The organism is Salinimonas chungwhensis DSM 16280, from assembly GCF_000378185.1.
Classification (GTDB): Bacteria; Pseudomonadota; Gammaproteobacteria; order Enterobacterales; family Alteromonadaceae; genus Alteromonas; species Alteromonas chungwhensis.
Map to the genome: position 1 here is coordinate 107429 of NZ_KB899386.1, position 19657 is coordinate 127085.

The following is a 19657-nucleotide window of genomic DNA, read 5'->3' on the forward strand; positions in this document are numbered from 1 at the left end:
TAGCGAAGTGGTAGAAAACAAAGTCAGAGCGCGAGCTGAAAACCAGTGTGAGATGTGCGCCAGCCAAACCGACCTGATGGTGTACGAGGTACCTTCCTCGCCCACACAGGGAATAGATAGTACGGTTTTGCTGTGTCAGACGTGTGAAAGTCAGATAACCGGTGAATCGTCTGTTGATACCAATCACTGGCGCTGTCTGAACGAGGCTATCTGGTCGCAGGTACCAGCAATCCAAATCGTTGCGTGGCGCATGCTTAAAAAATTAAGCGCAGAACCCTGGGCGCAGGACTTGATTGAGATGATGTATCTGGATGACGAAATGCAGCAGTGGGCCCAGGCCACGCAGGCTGAGGATGGTCGGGAGCCGACGCGGGATAGCAATGGCACCGCGCTGGCTGCCGGCGACACCGTGCACTTAATTAAGGATTTGAATGTTAAGGGTGTCAGTTTTACCGCTAAACGTGGCACAGCCGTTCGCAATATTAGCCTTAGTGACAACCCGGCTCACATTGAAGGACGTGTGAATGGCACCCGCATTGTTATTATTGCCGCGTATACAAAAAAAGCCTGAAGCCTCCATCCCAGTGCGCAGCAGGCGCGTTTACCGTCAGCTTTACCCAGAAGCGGGCTGCTGAATATAATGCGGCAGCTACGCTTTTAAGGCATAATAACGTCAGGTTTTCAGTGGTTTTAAAATAGGCTTTTCAATGCAAAGACTCACCCTTCGTACACCTGATGACTGGCATCTTCATTTTCGTGATGGCGATATGTTATCTGAAACGGTTCCCGCTACAGCCCGCTGTTTTGCCCGCGCCATAGTCATGCCTAATCTGGTTCCGCCGGTGACCAATGCCCAGGAGGCGCTGGCCTATAAGTCGCGAATTGAAGCGGCCCGCCCGGCGGGAAGTCAGTTTCAGCCTTTAATGACACTCTACCTGACTAACGAAACAACCGTTGAAGATATTCGCAAGGCAAAAAGTGCAGGTGTCACAGCTTGCAAATTGTATCCTGCCGGTGCCACTACTAATTCCGATGCCGCGGTGAAAGGGATTACTTCTCTGTATCCTGTTTTTGCTGAGATGGCTGAGCAGGGTATGCCTTTGCTTATTCATGGCGAAGTGACCGAAAGTCATATAGATATTTTCGATAGAGAAAAGGTTTTTATTGATACCCACCTGATTCCTATTGTTAATGCCTTTCCGCAACTTAAAGTGGTGTTTGAACATATCACCACCGCTGATGCTGCGCAGTTTGTTACAGACGCAAGCCAGAATGTCGCGGCTACCATTACCCCGCAGCATCTGTTGTTAAATCGCAACGATTTGCTAGTGGGCGGGGTCCGGCCCCATAATTACTGCTTGCCAGTTTTAAAACGAAATACCCACCAACAGGCACTCAGAGAAGCCGTCGCTACCGGATCAGCAAAGTTCTTTTTAGGCACTGATTCAGCGCCGCACCCTCGCCATAAAAAAGAAAATGCCTGCGGCTGTGCAGGTTGCTATAGCGCCTGGAGTGCCATTGAGCTTTACGCAGAAGTATTTGAGCAACTAGACGCGCTGGATAAATTTGAAGGTTTTGCCAGTGAGCATGGCGCTGATTTTTACGAGCTGCCCAGAAACGAAGGAACCATCAACCTGATTCGTGAACAATGGAGAGTGCCGGATACAGTAACCCTACCCGATGGTACAGCGATGGTTCCATTTTTTGCTGGCCATACCCTGAACTGGAAACTTGAAAAAAGTCTTGTTGAATGAATATGCGCATAGTGTGCCTGTTAGTGCTCATGTTATTAATGGGTATCGCGCGGGCGCACGACACCAATCTGGTTACTATCTACACTAATCAGACACCGGTACTAAGTGATATTGACGAGCACGGTACCGCAACGGGGTTTGCCGTGGAAGTAGCGCAGCAGATTATTCAACGGGCCGGTCTGCAGTCTGATATCAAAGTAGTACCTTTTGCCAGAGTACTTAAAAATAGTCGTGAAAAGCATAGGGCAGTAGCGCCGGGGCTTGCAAGAACGCCGGCCAGAGAATCAGAATTTCACTGGATAACGCCAATTCTGGCCAATCAGGTCACCCTGTATATTCATAAAGACCATACTCAGGTTATGTCCTCCATAAAAACTGTTGCAGTGCAGCGGGATGATTTTCGCCACAGCATTGCCCAGGAACTGGGAGTAGAAACCGTCGTAGAGCTGTCATCCTGGGATCACGCGCTGCAGGCAGTAGCTAAACGTCGTGTGGATGGGTTTTTATTTAGTCCGGCAGGATTCAAAATGCTTTGCTATAGCAATCCGGCCCCTTGCGAGCAACTGGTGCCCTTCAATACACAGCGTTTTTTTTACAATTATCTGGCATTAGGCAAATTACCGGGTAATGAAGTGCTCGTCAGTAAACTACGAATTGCAGCAGAGCAGTATAAGCAAAGTCGTGAGTACGCAGCATTGATGAAAAAGACAGTGCAAAGGTATGTAGACAGAGAGTTTGCTGCCAGCATTCAAAATAAGGTGCTGACCCTGGCGTCGAAAGATGAGCGACACACACAAAATATGCAGTCAGGAGATGAACGGTTATGGGTACTGGCTGAACACACACCATATTTTGCAGAGCCAGATAACCAGGGCAATGTTACCGGCTACGCTGCATATTTGATGAATGAGGTTTTAGCAAAAGCAGGATTACCCACACCGATATTACTTACTTCCTGGCCGCGCATAATGCGCGAGATGGAAGTAAAGCCAAATATAATGACCTTCGCGCTGGGCCGGACCCCGGAACGGGAAAGCAATTTTCATTGGATCACACCCGTTATACGGGCCCGTCATGCATTATTTGGTCTTGAGGGCGGTTATTATGACTCGCTGGAGAAGGTGCCTGAAACCAAAATCATCGGTGGGCTTGAAGGGGATTATCGCATGGCGGTGGCTAATAGACACGGCCTGCAGACCAAACAATTCCTAAGCTGGCCAGAGGCTTTACAAGCCGTGCAGGATCACAAAGTGGACTTTATCTTTGTCTCTTCACTGGCATTGGGTCTACATTGCAAAGCCAACCAGCACCTTTGCGATAATCTTAAACCGGTTAGTCCGGCGGAATCGGTTACGCTTTATCTGGCAATGTCAAAACAGCAAACTTCGCCTTACCTGGCCGAAAGACTACGGCATGCCGCGATGCAGGTAAAGGATTCTTCGGCGCATCATGCACGGGTAAAACAATGGAGCGCCCAAATGAACGAGCAGGGCCTTCTGTCTGTACACGTTGATGGCGGTGTTATTAACTTATGGGCACAGGATTAAACATGCCGCAATTTTCTGAATTACCTTTAAATCCACAAATCAGTGATGCCTTATCTGGCGCTGGATTTGCATCAATGACCCAGGTTCAGGCTGAAACGTTACCCGATTCGCTGGCCGGTAGGGACGTGATGGTTCAGGCCAGCACCGGGTCAGGTAAAACCATCGCCTTTGCCGTGGCAGGCCTGAACCAGGTTGACCCCGCTGACTACGCCACCCAGATGCTGGTGGTCTGTCCGACTCGCGAGCTGGCCGAACAGGTTAGTCAACAATTGCGGCTTGTGGGGCGTCAGCTGCCTAATCTGAAGGTGCTGACACTGTGCGGTGGTGTTGCCATGGGACCACAGATTCAGTCACTGAAGCATGGCGCAGCAATTGTGGTGGCAACGCCAGGCCGGTTAGTTGAACATGTCAACAAGCGACGCCTGTCACTGGCATCAGTAAAAGTACGGGTACTTGATGAAGCCGATCGCATGCTGGATATGGGATTTTCCGAAGATATTGAGATGCTGTTTTCACTGACGCCGCAATCAGCGCAAACGCTGTTTTTCTCAGCCACATATACAGCAGCAATAGAGGATCAGGCACAGCGTTATCTGAAAGATCCTGTGACACATCGACAACCAGAACAGAATGAACAGCGCCCTGATATTGCTGAGCTTGTGTATCGGGTTGATGATAAGCACCGGTTGCAGGCATTAAAAGGATTATTATCAGAAACGCAGCCGCACAAAGCGATGGTTTTTTGTAATACGCGGCAACAGGTAAGTACGGTTTATGAGTCGCTGGCCCAGGAAGGATTCGCTGCAATGCCTTTGCAGGGTGAGCTTACCCAGCAGCAGCGCAATGATGTGCTAATGCAATTTGCCTGCGACAGTTTGCAGGTGCTGGTAGCCACCGATGTAGCAGCCAGGGGGCTGGATATAAAAGGGGTAGACAGCGTAATTGTGTATACTGTTAGTGAAGATCCGGAAGTGCATATTCACAGAATAGGGCGCACCGGTCGAGCCGGGGAAAAAGGACAGGCATTTACGCTGTGCAGTGAAGCCGAAGAGCTGCATCTGGGGCGTATCGAAGCATTGCAAAATGAAACCCTGACTCGTAAAGGCTTTCAAAGCCTGCGCTTTCACGCTAATCGAATTCGTACTCCGGATTATTCATGTATCGCCGTTAATGCTGGCAAAAAACAAAAGCTGCGCCCGGGCGATTTTCTCGGCTCGTTGACCCAGGATGCGCTAATTGACGCAACTGATATAGGCAAGATTAGCGTGCAGAGCCAAACCAGTTACATCGGTATTAAACAGCGCAGCGTTAAAAAAGCCATGCGACACTTTCGAGAAGGCAAGATTAAGGGCAAGCGCGTCAGAGCCAGAAAACTCTAAAAAATTTACCGCAAAGGAGGTCCGATGGCTGGAGAAACTGATTTATCAGTATTGCTTAAAAATTTGCGTCCTGAAACGGATAACCATCCTTACTGGTTTTGTAGTATTTCGCAGGAGCGATTTAGTCAGTTGCCTGGTGCGGCAGTGAAAGGTTTTTTTCGTGAATCTGAGGGGATTACCGTAATCGCAACATCGCAGGATGTAAGCACCTATGGCTTAACCGGCGACGGGCCATTTGCCTGTATTACCTGTAACATCCACTCGGGCCTGGATGCGGTGGGGATGACCGCAGCTATAAGTGAGGCGCTGACCCAGGCGCAGATACCGGCAAATGTGGTGGCTGCCTATTACCATGACCACATCTTTGTGCCCTGGGAAGAGGCCTCGCGGGCTGAACAAATACTTCAGGCATTAAAAAAACAATAAACAAACGGGGCCCTGGCCCCGTTTGTTGTCTCAGATGTCTTTGACTACCAGATTTTTACGCGTTCTTCCGGGGGAAGATACAGGTCGTTTTGTTCGGTGACATCAAACGCCTCATAGAACTCGGACACATTCCTGACCGCACCATTGGTTCTGAACTCAGCCGGTGAATGAGGGTCGGTCTGAACCTGATTGCGCAGTGCCTCGTCGCGATACTTGGTCGCCCAGACCTGACCATAACCGATGAAAACCCGTTGATCACCGGTAAACCCATCAATAACCGGTGCCTCATCACCATCTTGTGACATGTGGTAAGCTTTTAAGGCGATGCTGATACCGCCTAAATCGCCAATATTTTCGCCCAGGGTAAACTCACCGTTTACAAAAACATCAGGTAATGCTTCAAACTGGTTATACTGTTCAACCAGCATCTGCGTACGACTTTCAAACTCTTTTTTATCTGCCTCTGTCCACCAGTTACGAAGTACACCGTCACCGTCAAACGTTGAGCCTGAGTCGTCAAAGCCATGGCCGATTTCATGACCGATTACAGCGCCGATTCCACCATAGTTAACCGCGTCTTCAGCCTTCATATCAAAAAACGGGGGTTGTAAAATTGCCGCAGGGAAGACAATTTCGTTATTCGGCGGGCTGTAATAGGCGTTGACCGTTTGCGGTGTCATTCCCCACTCATGATCCCATACCGGGCCGCCTTGTTTTTCCAGCATTAGCTGATAATTAACATCCGCGTTGCGCTTAATATTGCCATATAAATCATCAGGCTTTACTTGCAGTGCCGAATAGTCTTTCCACTTATCCGGATAGCCAATCTTCACAGTGAACTTAGAGAGCTTGTCTAACGCTTGTTGCCGTGTTTCATCCGTCATCCAGTCCAGCTTTTCAATACTTCCGCGATAGGCGGCGATCAGGTTATCCACCATCTCTTTCATGCGCGCTTTAGCTTCCGGTGGGAAATGCTTTTCCACGTACACTTTGCCGATAATCTCGCCGACAGTGGCATTAAGCAGTGACACTGCGCGTCGCCATTGAGGCTTCTGCTCATCCACGCCGCGCAGGGCTTTGCTGTAAAAAGCAAAGTTTTCCTCATCCAGTGCTTCGTTCAACCGGGTGGCATTGGCATGTAGCAAATGCCATCTTAAAAAGGTTTTCCAGGTAGCCAGGTCAGTGCTGGTAATCAATTTGTCCAGCGAGTGCATGTAGTCATTCTGCATGATGACTAAGCCGTCCAAATCCGAAAGCTGCGCTTCATCAAGATAGGTCTGCCAGTCAAATTCAGCCATAACCGAATTTAATTTGTCCAGCGCGACCTTGTTGTAATTCGATGCCCAGTCGCGGGTCTCTTCCTTTTTCATATGCAAGCGCGCAATTTCGGTTTCCAGAGACATAATCGTTGCAGCGCTTTCTTGCGGACTGTCAAAACCGGCCAGCTTGAACATAGATTCAATATGTGCCACATACTTTTCACGCAGAGTCTGAGATTTCTCATCATCCTTGAAATAGTACTCGCGCTCAGGCATTCCAAGGCCGCCTTGCCAGGCATAAATCATATAGGTTTCAGGCGACTTGAAGTCTACATACTGACCCACTCCGAAGGGGGCACCAAAACCATATCGGTTAGCATAAGCAAAATATTTAGCCAGTTGCTTGTAGGAATCTATGCCTTCAATGCGTTCTATTTCGTCTTCAAGCGGAGAGAGACCTAGCTTGTTGCGGGTTTCCATGTCCATATAGGACTTGTAAAAGTCTCCCACTTTTTGTTCGTTACTGCCTGTTTCGAAATCGCCCTGGGCTGATGATTTGATGATTTCCATAACATGTTCTTCCGACTCATCTCGCAGCATCTGGAACGTGCCATAGGAAGATTTGTCTGCCGGTATCTCGGTCTTTTGCATCCAGCTGCCGTTAACATAAGCATAAAAATCATTGCCCGGGTCAACGGCGGTATTCATGTTTTGCTTAATAATACCTGAGGTAAGCTGTTGTTTTTCTTTTTGCGTGCTTTGGGCAGTTTGCTCGCTACTGCTCTGATTCTGCTGCGGGTTATTCCGGTCGGCGCTGCAGGCTGTCAATGCCATCAATATCGACAGACTGAGGAGTGTTTTCTTCATTAATGTTCCCTTTGTCATTTATAATTGTGTTTTTTAAATATCATGATTAGCGCGTAAAAACATCATTTATGGCGAAAATTCACATGTTGTAACAACTTATTGTAATGGCGCCTGATATAGTGGTCTGGTCTATATAAAGGAGCTTGCCATGGATATTGATTTTAACTCGGTATCAACCTGTGAATATGCTGATGCGCTGCCGCGAGAGCAGTTTATGGATTACGCCATCCATTCGTTGTGGCAACCGGCCCCGTCCATCAGTGGCCCTGCTTTTACCGTCAACTGCGAATTCGGTGACCACCTCATGTTGCATGCTGCTATTTACGAAGCCCGGCCCGGCGATATTATTGTGGTACAGGCTGATGATACGTATGCGCTGGCCGGCGGAAATGTGTGCGCCATTGCCCAAAAACGTGGCATCAAAGGGTTTGTTCTTGAAGGCACCATCCGCGACCTGACAGAGGTAACCGCAATGCAGTTTCCGGTCTTTGCCCGTGGTATCATTCCGAAGCCCGGCGGCAAAACGAAAATTTCGCCGCTAAATCAGCCTGTCAACTGCGGTGGCGTGAAGGTCTGCCCAGAAGATATTGTGGTAGCTGACCAGGAAGGTATTGCTGTAATCCCGCGCAGTCAGGCGAAACAGGCGTACGACATTGCATGTGCCCGGGCGCAAAAAGATCAAGGTATGTCATTGGATGAATGGCAGCAACAGCACTTTGAAAAAGTTCAGTCCACCCTCGCGACGCTGAGGGCCAAAGAGAAGTAGCAGGTTTTCTATGTTTTCATTTTTTGAGCGGCTGACACAGCCGTTCCCCAATGCGTTACCCAACCAGCCTCCCAAAGGCATCGTTGCATTCTGCCGCCATTACAGCCAGGGAATGTGGAAAATTATCGCTACGGTTTCGGTACTCAGCGCTATCGTAGCCATTTTAGAGGTTACATTGTTTGGCTTTCTGGGTCAGATGGTGGACTGGTTTTCTGAACAGGATCGCGAGACCTTTCTAGACGAACAAAAATGGACACTCGTGGGTATGGGGCTCACGGTAGTCGTGCTTATTCCCGGGTTTATTTTATTGCGATCACTATTTAGCCGCCAGGGTTTGATGGGTAATTACCCGATGCGGATAAGGTGGCAGGCGCATCGGTATTTATTGGGCCAAAGTCTGAGCTTCTTTCACGATGAGTTTGCAGGTCGGGTGGCTACCAAAGTCATGCAGACCGCGCTTTCTGTTCGCGAAACCGTCATGAAAATTTTGGATTTGCTGGTATATATCAGTGTTTACTTTATTTCTATGGTGGTGCTTGTGTTTAGCACCGATTGGCGTCTGGCGATGCCACTGCTTATCTGGTTTTGCGTTTACATAGGTATCTTGCGGGTTTTGGTCCCCAAAATTAAGCAGATATCCCAAAATCAGGCCGATGCACGTTCAGTGATGACCGGTCGCATAGTTGACAGTTATACCAACATAACCACGGTGAAATTATTCTCACACAGCCGGCGGGAAGCTGATTATGCCAAAGAAAGTATGGATGGTTTCTTAAAAACGGTTTATCCACAAATGCGCCTGGTGACAATACTGGAAAGTTGCGTGGAAATGGCCAACGCCATTTTAATATTTTCCATTGGAGCATTGAGCATTTATCTGTGGCTGGAGCAAATCGTATCGCCGGGTGATATCGCTATTGCCATTAGTTTGTGCCTGCGACTTAACGGCATGTCCCATTGGATCATGTGGGAAGTCTCGTCACTGTTTGAGAACCTCGGGACAGTACAAGATGGCATTAATACCTTGTCTCAGCCTGTTAGCGTCAGGGATGAGCCCGGAGCCAAACCGCTGGCAGTCAATGGCGGAGAAATCACGTTCAGTAATGTAAACTTTGGTTATCTGGGCGCTGAAGGCAAACCTATTAATGTGTTCGAAAACCTGAATATCCAAATGCGGGCGGGTGAAAAAGTCGGTTTGGTAGGACGCTCCGGGGCAGGCAAATCCACCCTGGTGAATTTATTGATGCGCTTTTATGATGTCGGCAGTGGCCGTATTTGTATTGACGGTAAACCTATCGATCAAGTTCCTCAGGAAAGCCTGCGCGCGATGATAAGCATGGTCACTCAGGATACATCTTTGATGCACCGCTCGGTCAGAGATAATATTCTTTATGGCCGAACTGATGCATCCGAGGAAGAAATGATTACTGCGGCCAAACGCGCTGAAGCCCATGATTTTATTCTTACCCTTACCGATAATGCCGGACGGACCGGTTACGATGCGCATGTTGGAGAGCGTGGGGTGAAGCTATCCGGTGGGCAACGTCAGCGTATTGCTATCGCCCGAGTATTGCTAAAAGATGCCCCAATACTTATTCTGGATGAAGCGACCTCGGCACTCGATTCAGAGGTAGAAGCTGCTATACAGGACTGCCTGAATTCTGTAATGGAAAATAAGACCGTTTTAGCCATTGCCCACAGGCTCTCGACTATTGCCCAAATGGACCGGTTGCTGGTGCTCGATGAGGGGAAAGTGGTGGAGTCAGGAACTCATGCAGAGCTTGTGGCTCACAATGGTATCTATGCCAAACTATGGGCGCATCAGACCGGCGGCTTCATCGGCGTTGAGTAGAGCTTTGGTGTAAATTAGGGATATTTTGAAGGTTAGGGAGTAAGCGGTATGCAGATGTGTAATATTGTATCAGTGCTAAGATGCTTTGCACTTATGATAGTAGCCGGGACCGCCACAGGCTGCATGACTACCGAATCTCCAGCGCAAACGGTCGCCACAGCGAACGTGGTACACTGGCAAGACTTCTACACTTATGATGGCGTGCAAAGAGAAACGGTTTTTGAGCCTGAAGAGATATACACGTTGCCTGAGGCCGAAAAAGCCGCTTTTCTGGAATGGTATAATGCCCCTCATAATCAAACGACGGAGCCGCACTACCGCCTGGCTACCTACCTTGAAAGAACTTTGCACGGGTTTACTTACAACGGTAACACTAACACGGCGGAACAGGCTGCTATTTTAGATAATGGCAACTGCCTGAGTCTGGCTGTCATTACCGCTGCTCTGGCATCAGAAGCCAAGTTAAATCTCAAATTTCAGAAAATGAACTCACCGCCTGTCTATAAAAAACAGGGCGATATTATGATGCTATCGTCGCATGTGCGAACAAAAGCCTATAACCGGGTAAAACCGAAGAAGCATGAGAATGGCGATACAAATAAAATTCTTCTGCCAGCCGCTGTAGTTATTGATTATTTTCCTGATTACGACAATGTAAAAGGCGACTATGTGTCTAAGGATGCGGTTAGTGCAATGTTTTACCGCAATAAGGTTGCTGTAGCGTTGATTGAAAATAATAACAGTAAGGCATTCTGGCTTGCTGACAAAGCGTTGAAACTGGCGCCCCTGGATCCGAAAAATGTCAGCGCGATGGCAATTGTTCTCAGGCGGCTGGGCAAAGTCGATGAGGCTGAGCGGCTGTATGAGCAAGCTCTGGCCAATGACATTACTGATATCACTTTGTTAAGCAACTATCTGACGCTTCTCAAACAACAAGGCAGAAATGGGGAAGCGGAAGTCGTTGCTCAACACCTGAGTCAGCAAAACGACGCAAATCCTTATGCCTGGATTGGACTGGCCAGAGAATATATTGCCAAACGAAACTTCACTAAAGCTACGGTCTTTTTAAATAAGGCAAAAGAGCTTGCCCCCTATTTGGACGATGTCTATCGCGAGTTGGCTCGCAGTTATTTTTTACAAAATAAACTGGACGAAGCACAGGTTGCTCTAACTAAAGCGCATGAGCTTGCCTGGGATGATCAGTCCCGGACGCTTTACGCGGCGAAAAAGGCGGCGCTGGAAACGCTGCATTAAGCCCGGTGGTTGGCGTTTACAGCGACAAAAACCTTGTATCTGAAATAAGGTTAAGTATAATGCGCATCCCTTCCTTGCGAATCCGCACTTTTCTTTAACAAAGACGCAAAATTCTCAAGGTAAGTGTACATATTTTGTCGTGTAGACGACATGTAGGGGTGTAGTTCGAATTGGTAGAACAGCGGTCTCCAAAACCGATGGTTGGGGGTTCGAGTCCCTCCACCCCTGCCAGATTTAATGGCCTGTGATGGTTATCACAGGCGAACGATGCAGTATTGCTAGGATCGTAACATGAGCGAAAAAACGGAAAATTCGTCCAACCCGTTGGACATGTTCAAATGGGTCATCGTGTTTGCATTACTGGCAGGCGTGATCACCGCGAACTATATGTACGGTGAAATTTCCGTATTGTACCGAGCTATCGGTGCCGTGGTATTAGTCGCCATTGCTGGTTTCATTGCGGCGACGACGGAAAAGGGCAGTGCTTTCATTACTTTTGCAAAAGAGTCAAGAATGGAAGTGCGCAAAGTAGTTTGGCCAAGCCGTCAGGAGACGAACCAGACAACATTAATCGTTATGGTCGCCACCGTTATCATGGGCCTGATTTTATGGGGTCTGGATGGTATTATGGTGCGTTTGGTTGGATTTATTACTGGAATAGGAGCATAACGTATGTCTGAAGAAACGAAAAAAAGATGGTACGTCGTCCAGGCTTACTCCCAGTATGAAGCGCGGGTAAAAAAGACGCTGTTAGAATATATTAAAATGCACGAAATGGAGCAGTACTTTGGTCAGGTTCTTGTCCCAACCGAAGAAGTTGTTGAAATGCGTGCAGGTCAGAAGCGCAAGTCAGAGCGTAAGTTTTATCCGGGTTACGTTTTAGTTGAAATGGAAATGAACGAAGACTCATGGCACCTGGTCAAAAGTGTTCCGCGGGTCCTGGGCTTCATCGGTGGTACTTCAGATCGCCCCATGCCTATTACTCAGCGTGAAGCAGATGCCATTCTTAATCGCCTGGAAGAGTCTACTGATAAGCCTAAACCGAAGACGTTGTTCGAACCGGGTGAAGTTGTGCGTGTTACTGACGGCCCGTTTGCTGACTTCAATGGTGTTGTTGAAGAAGTCGATTATGAGAAAAGCCGGGTTAAAGTATCAGTACTTATCTTTGGTCGTTCTACGCCAGTTGATCTTGAATTTGGTCAGGTTGAAAAAGGCTAAATAAAGTCTCAGTTAAAAAAAACGCTGCCAGTTGGCAGCGTTTTTTTTTGTTATCAGGTCCACATGACCGAGGATATCAGCGTGAAAACGCTGCCAGGGCGTGCGTAGAATCAACGGTGAGTTTTACTCTGTCACCAGGTTTGAACGTGTTTTCATGTGATACCCGTACTTTGACATGGGTCTGCTCGTAGTTGTCCAGTGCCACAGCGCACAAACGCGAGCCGCCTTCAAATCGCACCCACACCACAGTCCCGTTTCCGGTGTCGTTGTCATGACGAACGGTAATATCATCAGGCCGCAGCAGTAAATCTACCTCTCCCTCGGTGACGTCAATTGGAATGCCGGGCGCATTACCTATACACGTTGTTACAACTCTATTGTTGAGCGAGCCCGGGACAAAGCTGGCATCACCCAAAAAGTTAGCGACAAAGCGACTGGCGGGTTTGGAAAAGCAATTTTCAGGAGTATCTAACTGAGCAAGAACGCCTTTATTGAGCACGCCGACACGGTCGCCGATGGACAAGGCTTCATCCTGATCGTGGGTGACCCATATTGCCGGCACTTTGGCTGCTTTTAATGCCTCACGTATTTCCCACCGCAAGCTATCTTTAAGCGCTGCATCAAGGTTCGACAGAGGTTCATCAAGCAACACAATATCAGGCTCGTGAGCCAGCGTGCGGGCCAGCGCAACACGTTGTTTCTGGCCACCAGACAGACGCTCAGGCTTAGCCTGGCGAAAGCTTTCAAGCCCCAATAATTTTAACCAATGGTCCGCCAGGGTTGTGTCTTTCAGCTTAAAACAAACATTTTGTTCAACACTAAGATGAGGAAACAGGGCGAAATCCTGAAAAACCATGCCTACATTACGCTTCTCGGGTGCAATAGTGTCACGAGGGGTGGCTCGCCACTTGCCCATGGATATCGTGCCATCGGAAATAGGAATAAGACCCGCAAGAGCATGGAGAATTGTGGTTTTACCGCAACCTGTGGGGCCCACTAACATCAGGATCTCGTCACTGCCTAGGGCAAGATCCAACTGATTTACTACTGGGGTGTCCCCGTATTTCACCGATAAATGGGAAACTGTGAGCATACTACAGGGCTACTCCTCATTAAGTTTTAATCTATTACCGCCTTCGCCGGTAAGCATTATCATCAAACCGATGCCGGATAAAAATACCAATAAAAGTCCGGGAATCGCTGCCATGCCAAAATAACCCGCCTCGTAAACCCGCCACATATACGTTGCCAGTGTTTCAAAACCCGTAGGGCCCAACATCAATGTGGCTGGTAGTTCTCGCATAACTTCTAAAAATACCAAAGCTGCACCTGCTACCATGCCTCGATAGGTTAATGGCAGGGTAATACGCCGAAATGCTTCTCCCGGTGATGCCCCAAGCAAGCGGGCCGCTTTCACCAGCGACGGGTCAAGACGTTCTGCAGTGGTCCGCACTGAGCCTACTGCTAACGGCAGAAACCGTAGTACGTAAGCAATAACCAGCAAGCCCAGGGTTTGATATAAAAATGGTAGTTTCAGGCCAACATAGACCAGCGCGGTGCCCATAACAATGCCCGGCACACCAAACCCAAAGTAGGTGATTCTTTCCATAAGTCTGCCCGCTCGCCCGCTAATCGCCGCATGGGCCACCGGTATTGCCAAAACGACCGCGGCAATTGCGGCAAGCAGCGACGCATAGGCAGAATTGATGGCATAGCTCACGTCAAAGTCGCCCGCACCTTCGCGAATCAGCCACACTAAAAAGATGCTTAAGGGCAGGACAATTGCCATCAGAACAACAGGCAGACTACATAGCAACATGACGTAACGTTGCCAGGGTTTGGGCCAAAGCCACAATTGTTTACCCGGACGTTCTGTACCACCTTTTATTGTAGATTCAACAAACAGTACCAGCGCAACAATCACCAGCAACTGGATAGACAGCATCGCCGCCTGACTCAGGCCAAAGGCATTGTATTCCACAAATATAACCCGGGTAAACGTATCCAGACGCAGAATAGCGGGAGTGCCAAAATCCGAAAGCGCATACAACGCTGCCAACAATGCCCCGGCACCCACCGAACGCATAATTCTGGGTAACACCACATGAGCCAGACTTGCTGGCAAGGACATGCCGAGCGTACGGGCCGCGCTTACCAGACTGCCGTCCAGACTGAGCAGGGAGGCGCGCGTCGTCAGCATGACAAATGGATAAGTATATAAAGACATGACAATCGCTGTACCCCACAAACCGCCAATGGAGGGGGTAGGGATGCCCAACAGATTTTCAATCTCGCCGCCAGGCCCCAGCGCAAAGTACATTGTGAACGCGCCGATATACGAAGGCATTGCCAGGGGAGCGGCAAGTAGCACAAGCCAGAAACGCTGCAATGGCATTTTGACATAGGTGGTCAGCAAAGCCAGCGGAACGCCAAGAACCACCGCGCCGACAATAGTCAGGCCCACCAGAGCCATGGTGTTACCCAAGACTCGCAGGTTGTGAGTGTCAAACAGCCCAGAGGTATCAGAGGCTAACGTAAACAGCACACTTAGCGGCAAAACCGCTAAGAATGCTATAAGAAACGCAATGGGATAGGATTTAGGTACTGCTCTCACAATACCCCGGCTTTACGCATCAGGTTCAAAGTAGGGCGCAGGTCGGCGAGTTTACGTAAGTCAAGATCCGGCGGATTCAGGCTGGACAGGTCCGGAAGACCTGTCGGTGACTTGATGCCTCTGACCAAAGGAATTTCGTAAGCTTCAGATGACAGATAAGCCTGAACTTCTGCGGATAATAAATAGCGCATAAAATTAAATGTTAATTCATCAGTGGTCAGCGATAATATACCAGAAGCATTCACCAGACAGCCGGCGTCAGCATTGGTAAATGCCAGGTCGACACTGGCATCAGGCTTACCAGCTTTTAACCGCAGGGTATAATAATGATTGGCCAGACCAACATCGACTTCACCACGTTCCACGGCCATAACTACACCTAGTTCTCCGGCGTAATTTTTTGCATGTTTATTTACACCCTTCAGCCAGTCAAGGGTCGCTTTTTCACCTTCCAGAATGCGCATAGCCGTCAAAAATGACTGAAACGAGGCGTAAGCAGGTGCCCAGCCAATGTCAAGGTTGCTGTCCGCCAACGCCATAATGTTATCGGGAATTTTATCAGCTGTGAGCCGGTCTGTATTGTAAGGCAGGGTACGGACTCGGCCTGTTACCGGTGACCACAACGGATACTGAAATCCAGGCTGTAACTGCGCAGTCAGATCATCCGGCAGGGGCTTAGCAAGTCCCGCATCGGTGATCATACCAATTGAACCGGTATCTACCGCCCAGAACAAATCTGCCCGCCGCACCCCGGCCTGCGCCTCAGCAACAATTGTGTTGGCAAGGGCTGCGGTAGCGCCCCGTCTGATTTGCAGGTTTAATCCGGGGTTTCGTTGACGAATTGCGTCAAGGACCTTCTCATACAGCCCGCCTTCGCCGCGCCCAAGATATAAGGTCAGATCCCCTTTAAGCGCCGGCAAATCTTTAACTGACACAGCATCCTGCTGGGCGGCCAGGCTCTTTGACATTCCCAATGGCAGGGCGGCCAACGCACCTGCGGCGGCAAAGGATTGCAGAAATGTTCTACGCTGCATACATTTGTTTCCTTAAAATACGTCTTTGCGATTCTTCTCGGCTTCTTTTAAGAGCCTGTCCGCCCGCGACAACTTTTCCTTCATTGTTGTAACGATGCTGCGAACTTCATCAACACTTTGACCTTTCTCAATGGCTTGAGGCAAAGACACGTTGAAATATTTTTCCAAATCTTCCACCAGTTTGGCGTCTTGTTCTATTAACGAACCTTCTATGCCTTCAAAACGTTCCATGTAAGTGTCATGAACCATGGTTGTAGCAACTTCGGTCAATTGTTCTGCATATTTGGCGACTACTTTGTCGAGCCTTTTCTCTATATCAGAGATTACCTCAGAAGATGTAGAAGGCGCTTTGTCGGTCGTCTGCACATCGTCAATGACGCCCTTGTCCTGATAATGGGCTGCAAGCTTAACGGCTCCCAACGCCTGCCACAAGGTTTGGTTGAGTTTTGCCTGGTGCTCACGCACCTTGCTGATATCTTCATTGTTCTCAATGGCCATTTTTATCCCATATATATTCTGCCAGATAGTGGCATAAATAGGGATATACTGAGTTTCTATTGCCGAATGGAAGTTCACTTCCTCCCAGTATTCGAGTAGCTCCTGGGTGTCGGTATTTTTTGCCCCTTTCTGATCATATCTACTGATTAAGCCGTCGTACTTTTTAACCAGCCAATGCACCTCTTCAGTATACTCATCCAGGTGCTCTTTAAGATGATTTACCTGATCAGTAATCTCACCATTTGCATGAACAGTAAAAGGTACTGAAGATGCTGAAAGACCAAGTGCAATCGCAGCAATCAATGATTTTGTTAATTTCATTTTATATCCCATGTAATCACCTTTTCGAAAATGATACTTATTATCATTTCTATAGTAAAGACACGTTCATAGTTCATTCCTGGCGACTCAGCGTTTAAAGGATGAATAAAGCCACCTAACTTAATTTATGGCGTGCTGCCTGTGAATCGGATGAATCTTAGGTTTATAGGACTAAAGCGTCTAAACCCTCACAGCAAATACTCTTGGGAATGATCTTTTTTTGGTATTACCCCTGTTTATTTGAGCACAAGGGTTGCGTAGGTTTTAATCACCTTATATAATGCGCGCCCTTTTAAACGTAATGGGGAGCCGAAAACGCAAGTAATCTCGATACTTGCCAGGCGTTAGACCCACCAACGAGAGCAATGTAACATGGCTAAAAAAGTAACTGGCTTAATTAAGCTTCAGGTTGCAGCGGGTGCTGCAAACCCTAGTCCACCAGTTGGCCCTGCGTTAGGTCAGCATGGTGTGAACATCATGGAATTCTGTAAAGCATTTAATGCGAAAACAGAAAGTCTTGAAAAAGGCGCTCCGGTACCAGTAGAAATTACGGTATACGAAGATCGTTCTTTTACCTTCGAAACCAAAACGCCTCCTGCATCATTCCTGCTGAAAAAAGCAGCTGGAATCAAAAGTGGTTCAGGCCGTCCTAACACTGAAAAAGTAGGTACAGTGACGCGTGCTCAGTTGGAAGAAATCGCCAACACTAAAGAGCCAGATCTGACTGCCGCTGGTCTTGACGCAGCAGTACGTACTATCGCGGGTTCTGCTCGCTCAATGGGCTTGAACGTAGAGGACTAATCGAATGGCTAAATTAACGAAACGCGCGCGTATTATCCGCGACAAAGTCGACGCGACAAAAGAATATGATATTGCTGAAGCAGTATCTTTGCTTAAAGAACTAGCCACTGCGAAGTTTCCTGAAAGCATTGACGTAGCTGTTAACCTGGGTATTGATGCTAAGAAATCTGACCAAAACGTACGTGGTGCAACTGTACTGCCAAACGGTACTGGTAAAGATGTTCGTGTAGCTGTATTTACGCAGGGTGCTAATGCTGACGCAGCAAAAGAAGCCGGTGCTGATATTGTTGGCATGGAAGACCTGGCAGAGCAGGTCAAAAAAGGCGAAATGAACTTTGACGTAGTTGTTGCCAGCCCTGACGCCATGCGTGTTGTTGGTCAACTCGGTCAAATCTTAGGTCCACGCGGCCTGATGCCTAACCCTAAAACTGGCACCGTAACGCCTGACGTTGCGACTGCAGTTAAAAATGCTAAAGCGGGTCAGGTTCGTTATCGTAATGATAAGAACGGTATCATCCACGCGAGCATTGGCAAAATTGCTTTTGAAGCAGACCAAATTAAAGAAAATTTAGAGTCATTGCTTGACGCCCTGAAGAAAGCAAAACCTTCTTCTGCAAAGGGTACCTACATCAAGAAAGTAAGTCTGAGCACAACTATGGGCGCTGGTGTGTCTGTAGACAAGGCTTCTGTAGGTCAGTAAATGATTATGACAGGCAAGGTTGTCTGTCTCTCTTAAGGTTTTGGGTTGGAGCTGTATTTAACAGCTCCCGTCCTAGACCGCAGGCGCGATGCAGTGAAAGAGGTAAGAGAACTTTCACATTTAATGCAAAGCTTAAACCACAAGCCTGCGCAGACGGTGGTTTGACTCAGACTCTCTGGGGATAAAAACACCGTAGAGCGGTATCAACGGGTAACCGAAGATATCAATCTGTGAACCCTGATGTGGTAAGCAATTTTGTGAACGCATCAGATACAAAGAGGTGAACTCAGTGGCACTAGGTTTAGCAGCAAAGAAAGAGATCGTAGCAGAGGTATCCGAAGTTGCGTCTCAAGCTCTATCCGTTGCCGTCGCTGAATACCGTGGGATGGAAGTTGCTGATCTCACAGAACTACGTGTAAAAGCCCGTGAACAAGGTGTATACCTTAAAGTTATTCGTAACACACTGGCTAAGCGTGCTCTGGAAGGCAGCAAGTTCGAAGATATGGATAGCGCCCTGACGGGTCCGCTTATCTATGGTTTCTCCATCGAGGCACCAGGTGGTGCAGCGCGTCTTTTCAAAGATTTTGGAAAAACTAACGATAAGCTGCAAGTAACTGCGCTTTCTATTGGTAATGGCTTGATGGGTCCAGAAAAACTGGATGCAGTAGCGTCACTACCTACCCGCGACGAAGCGCTTGCAAAACTTCTTGCAACCTTCAAAGCACCGGTTGGCAAATTCGTTCAGACAATCAACGAAGTACCTACCAAATTTGTGCGTGTATTGGCGGCGATCAAAGACGAAAAATAAGTTTCGTTTTTGGAATATTGATTTTTTTAACATTTTAAACCCAGGAGTTTAGAGAAATGGCTCTATCCAAAGAAGATATCTTGAACGCGATTGCTGAAATGCCAGTTATGGAACTGGTTGAGCTAATCGAAGCAGCTGAAGAAAAATTCGGCGTTGAAGCAACTGCTGCTGTTGCAGCTGCTGCTCCTGCTGCCGCTGCTGAAGCTGCAGAAGAGCAAACTGAATTTGACGTTGTAATGACTTCATTCGGTGCTAACAAAGTTGCAGTAATCAAAGCGGTTCGCGGCGCAACTGGCCTAGGCCTTAAAGAAGCTAAAGAAGTAGTTGAGTCTGCTCCTAAAGCTATCAAAGAAGGCGTAAGCAAAGACGAAGCAGAAGAACTGAAGAAGCAGCTTGAAGAAGCCGGCGCTGAAGTTGAACTTAAGTAATCTGCAATAGTCAGATTACCTGCCTTAAACGGCTAGGCTGGTGGTTTTTTAGACCACCAGCCTTTTTGCGCTGTAGGGTGTACAGTTTTTAACCCTTAACTGTTACATGAGAAGTGCACCGGGATTCACTA

Annotated in this window: 19 protein-coding genes and 1 tRNA gene; 15 read left to right on the plus strand and 5 right to left on the minus strand. The window is 48.1% G+C overall.

Translation table 11 applies throughout. The features are described 5' to 3' along the window. Window positions 1-7: 7 nt before the first annotated feature. From F458_RS0114845 to F458_RS0114865, 5 genes are all read left to right on the plus strand, one after another. Window positions 8-571 (plus strand): PhnA domain-containing protein, encoded by a 564-nt coding sequence (locus F458_RS0114845; RefSeq protein WP_018984223.1) that lies wholly within the window; start codon window positions 8-10, stop codon window positions 569-571. Window positions 572-707: 136 nt separating this feature from the next. Then, window positions 708-1754 carry a dihydroorotase gene (pyrC, locus tag F458_RS0114850; protein WP_018984224.1) on the plus strand — a complete coding sequence of 349 codons (1047 nt, stop codon included), beginning with the start codon at window positions 708-710 and terminating at the stop codon, window positions 1752-1754. Continuing rightward, window positions 1751-3301: a substrate-binding periplasmic protein gene (locus F458_RS0114855; protein ID WP_018984225.1), complete on the plus strand. Its 1551-nt coding sequence runs from the start codon at window positions 1751-1753 to the stop codon at window positions 3299-3301. The genes pyrC and F458_RS0114855 overlap by 4 nt, the downstream gene beginning before the upstream one ends. Before the next feature lie 2 nt (window positions 3302-3303). Beyond that, on the plus strand, window positions 3304-4680 hold the full coding sequence (gene dbpA / locus F458_RS0114860; protein WP_018984226.1) for an ATP-dependent RNA helicase DbpA: 1377 nt from the start codon (window positions 3304-3306) through the stop codon (window positions 4678-4680). A gap of 24 nt (window positions 4681-4704) precedes the next feature. Next, the gene (locus F458_RS0114865; protein ID WP_018984227.1) at window positions 4705-5106 is read left to right on the plus strand and encodes an ACT domain-containing protein; all 402 of its coding nucleotides are present in this window, start codon (window positions 4705-4707) and stop codon (window positions 5104-5106) included. A gap of 44 nt (window positions 5107-5150) precedes the next feature. Here the strand turns inward: F458_RS0114865 and F458_RS0114870 are convergent, their stop codons facing one another. Next, window positions 5151-7232: a M13 family metallopeptidase gene (locus F458_RS0114870; protein ID WP_018984228.1), complete on the minus strand. Its 2082-nt coding sequence runs from the start codon at window positions 7230-7232 to the stop codon at window positions 5151-5153. 148 nt (window positions 7233-7380) lie between these two features. On the opposite strand from F458_RS0114870, the gene F458_RS0114875 reads away from it, so the two are divergent. The 6 genes from F458_RS0114875 (at window position 7381) to nusG (ending at window position 12322) form a co-directional block, all read left to right on the plus strand. Continuing rightward, complete coding sequence (locus F458_RS0114875; RefSeq protein WP_018984229.1) at window positions 7381-7998, plus strand: RraA family protein; 618 nt, start codon at window positions 7381-7383, stop codon at window positions 7996-7998. A 10-nt stretch (window positions 7999-8008) separates the two neighbouring features. Next, window positions 8009-9850, plus strand: a complete 1842-nt coding sequence (locus F458_RS0114880; RefSeq protein WP_018984230.1) for an ABC transporter ATP-binding protein — start codon at window positions 8009-8011, stop codon at window positions 9848-9850. Window positions 9851-9898: 48 nt separating this feature from the next. Continuing rightward, entirely contained in the window at window positions 9899-11104 is a 1206-nt protein-coding gene (locus F458_RS0114885) for a tetratricopeptide repeat protein (RefSeq protein ID WP_156824264.1), read from the plus strand. A gap of 154 nt (window positions 11105-11258) precedes the next feature. Beyond that, window positions 11259-11335, plus strand: a tRNA-Trp gene (locus F458_RS0114890). A gap of 60 nt (window positions 11336-11395) precedes the next feature. Further along, complete coding sequence (gene secE / locus F458_RS0114895; RefSeq protein ID WP_018984232.1) at window positions 11396-11773, plus strand: preprotein translocase subunit SecE; 378 nt, start codon at window positions 11396-11398, stop codon at window positions 11771-11773. Between the two features lie 3 nt (window positions 11774-11776). Beyond that, a complete protein-coding gene (nusG, locus tag F458_RS0114900) occupies window positions 11777-12322 on the plus strand; it encodes a transcription termination/antitermination protein NusG (RefSeq protein WP_018984233.1) in 546 nt (181 codons plus the stop codon). 76 nt (window positions 12323-12398) lie between these two features. Here nusG and F458_RS0114905 read toward each other — a convergent pair whose 3' ends face one another. Genes F458_RS0114905 through F458_RS0114920 form a run of 4 tightly spaced genes read right to left on the minus strand, consistent with a single transcriptional unit; the run spans window position 12399 to window position 16801 of the window. After that, complete coding sequence (locus tag F458_RS0114905) at window positions 12399-13415, minus strand: ABC transporter ATP-binding protein (protein WP_018984234.1); 1017 nt, start codon at window positions 13413-13415, stop codon at window positions 12399-12401. Between the two features lie 9 nt (window positions 13416-13424). Further along, a complete protein-coding gene (locus F458_RS0114910) occupies window positions 13425-14936 on the minus strand; it encodes an ABC transporter permease (protein WP_018984235.1) in 1512 nt (503 codons plus the stop codon). After that, the gene (locus tag F458_RS0114915; RefSeq protein WP_018984236.1) at window positions 14933-15970 is read right to left on the minus strand and encodes an extracellular solute-binding protein; all 1038 of its coding nucleotides are present in this window, start codon (window positions 15968-15970) and stop codon (window positions 14933-14935) included. Before F458_RS0114915 ends, F458_RS0114910 begins: the two co-directional genes overlap by 4 nt. A gap of 12 nt (window positions 15971-15982) precedes the next feature. After that, window positions 15983-16801 (minus strand): hypothetical protein, encoded by an 819-nt coding sequence (locus F458_RS0114920; RefSeq protein WP_018984237.1) that lies wholly within the window; start codon window positions 16799-16801, stop codon window positions 15983-15985. A gap of 360 nt (window positions 16802-17161) precedes the next feature. Here F458_RS0114920 and rplK point away from each other — a divergent pair, with 360 nt between their 5' ends. The 4 genes from rplK to rplL all read left to right on the plus strand — a co-directional run bounded on the left by rplK (window position 17162) and on the right by rplL (window position 19526). Next, a complete protein-coding gene (rplK, locus tag F458_RS0114925) occupies window positions 17162-17590 on the plus strand; it encodes a 50S ribosomal protein L11 (protein ID WP_018984238.1) in 429 nt (142 codons plus the stop codon). Between the two features lie 4 nt (window positions 17591-17594). Beyond that, complete coding sequence (gene rplA, locus F458_RS0114930) at window positions 17595-18290, plus strand: 50S ribosomal protein L1 (protein WP_018984239.1); 696 nt, start codon at window positions 17595-17597, stop codon at window positions 18288-18290. A 289-nt stretch (window positions 18291-18579) separates the two neighbouring features. Beyond that, window positions 18580-19098 (plus strand): 50S ribosomal protein L10, encoded by a 519-nt coding sequence (rplJ, locus tag F458_RS0114935; RefSeq protein ID WP_018984240.1) that lies wholly within the window; start codon window positions 18580-18582, stop codon window positions 19096-19098. A gap of 56 nt (window positions 19099-19154) precedes the next feature. Next, window positions 19155-19526, plus strand: a complete 372-nt coding sequence (gene rplL / locus F458_RS0114940) for a 50S ribosomal protein L7/L12 (protein ID WP_018984241.1) — start codon at window positions 19155-19157, stop codon at window positions 19524-19526. Window positions 19527-19657: the final 131 nt, after the last annotated feature.

Coding starts and splice junctions, on each gene's coding strand:
- pyrC (WP_018984224.1), top strand. CDS start 708: ATGCAAAGACTCACCCTTCGTACACCTGATGACTGGCATCTTCATTTT.
- F458_RS0114855 (WP_018984225.1), top strand. CDS start 1,751: ATGAATATGCGCATAGTGTGCCTGTTAGTGCTCATGTTATTAATGGGT.
- dbpA (WP_018984226.1), top strand. CDS start 3,304: ATGCCGCAATTTTCTGAATTACCTTTAAATCCACAAATCAGTGATGCC.
- F458_RS0114865 (WP_018984227.1), top strand. CDS start 4,705: ATGGCTGGAGAAACTGATTTATCAGTATTGCTTAAAAATTTGCGTCCT.
- F458_RS0114870 (WP_018984228.1), bottom strand. CDS start 7,232: ATGAAGAAAACACTCCTCAGTCTGTCGATATTGATGGCATTGACAGCC.
- F458_RS0114875 (WP_018984229.1), top strand. CDS start 7,381: ATGGATATTGATTTTAACTCGGTATCAACCTGTGAATATGCTGATGCG.
- F458_RS0114880 (WP_018984230.1), top strand. CDS start 8,009: ATGTTTTCATTTTTTGAGCGGCTGACACAGCCGTTCCCCAATGCGTTA.
- F458_RS0114885 (WP_156824264.1), top strand. CDS start 9,899: ATGCAGATGTGTAATATTGTATCAGTGCTAAGATGCTTTGCACTTATG.
- secE (WP_018984232.1), top strand. CDS start 11,396: ATGAGCGAAAAAACGGAAAATTCGTCCAACCCGTTGGACATGTTCAAA.
- nusG (WP_018984233.1), top strand. CDS start 11,777: ATGTCTGAAGAAACGAAAAAAAGATGGTACGTCGTCCAGGCTTACTCC.
- F458_RS0114905 (WP_018984234.1), bottom strand. CDS start 13,415: ATGCTCACAGTTTCCCATTTATCGGTGAAATACGGGGACACCCCAGTA.
- F458_RS0114915 (WP_018984236.1), bottom strand. CDS start 15,970: ATGCAGCGTAGAACATTTCTGCAATCCTTTGCCGCCGCAGGTGCGTTG.
- F458_RS0114920 (WP_018984237.1), bottom strand. CDS start 16,801: ATGGGATATAAAATGAAATTAACAAAATCATTGATTGCTGCGATTGCA.
- rplK (WP_018984238.1), top strand. CDS start 17,162: ATGGCTAAAAAAGTAACTGGCTTAATTAAGCTTCAGGTTGCAGCGGGT.
- rplA (WP_018984239.1), top strand. CDS start 17,595: ATGGCTAAATTAACGAAACGCGCGCGTATTATCCGCGACAAAGTCGAC.
- rplL (WP_018984241.1), top strand. CDS start 19,155: ATGGCTCTATCCAAAGAAGATATCTTGAACGCGATTGCTGAAATGCCA.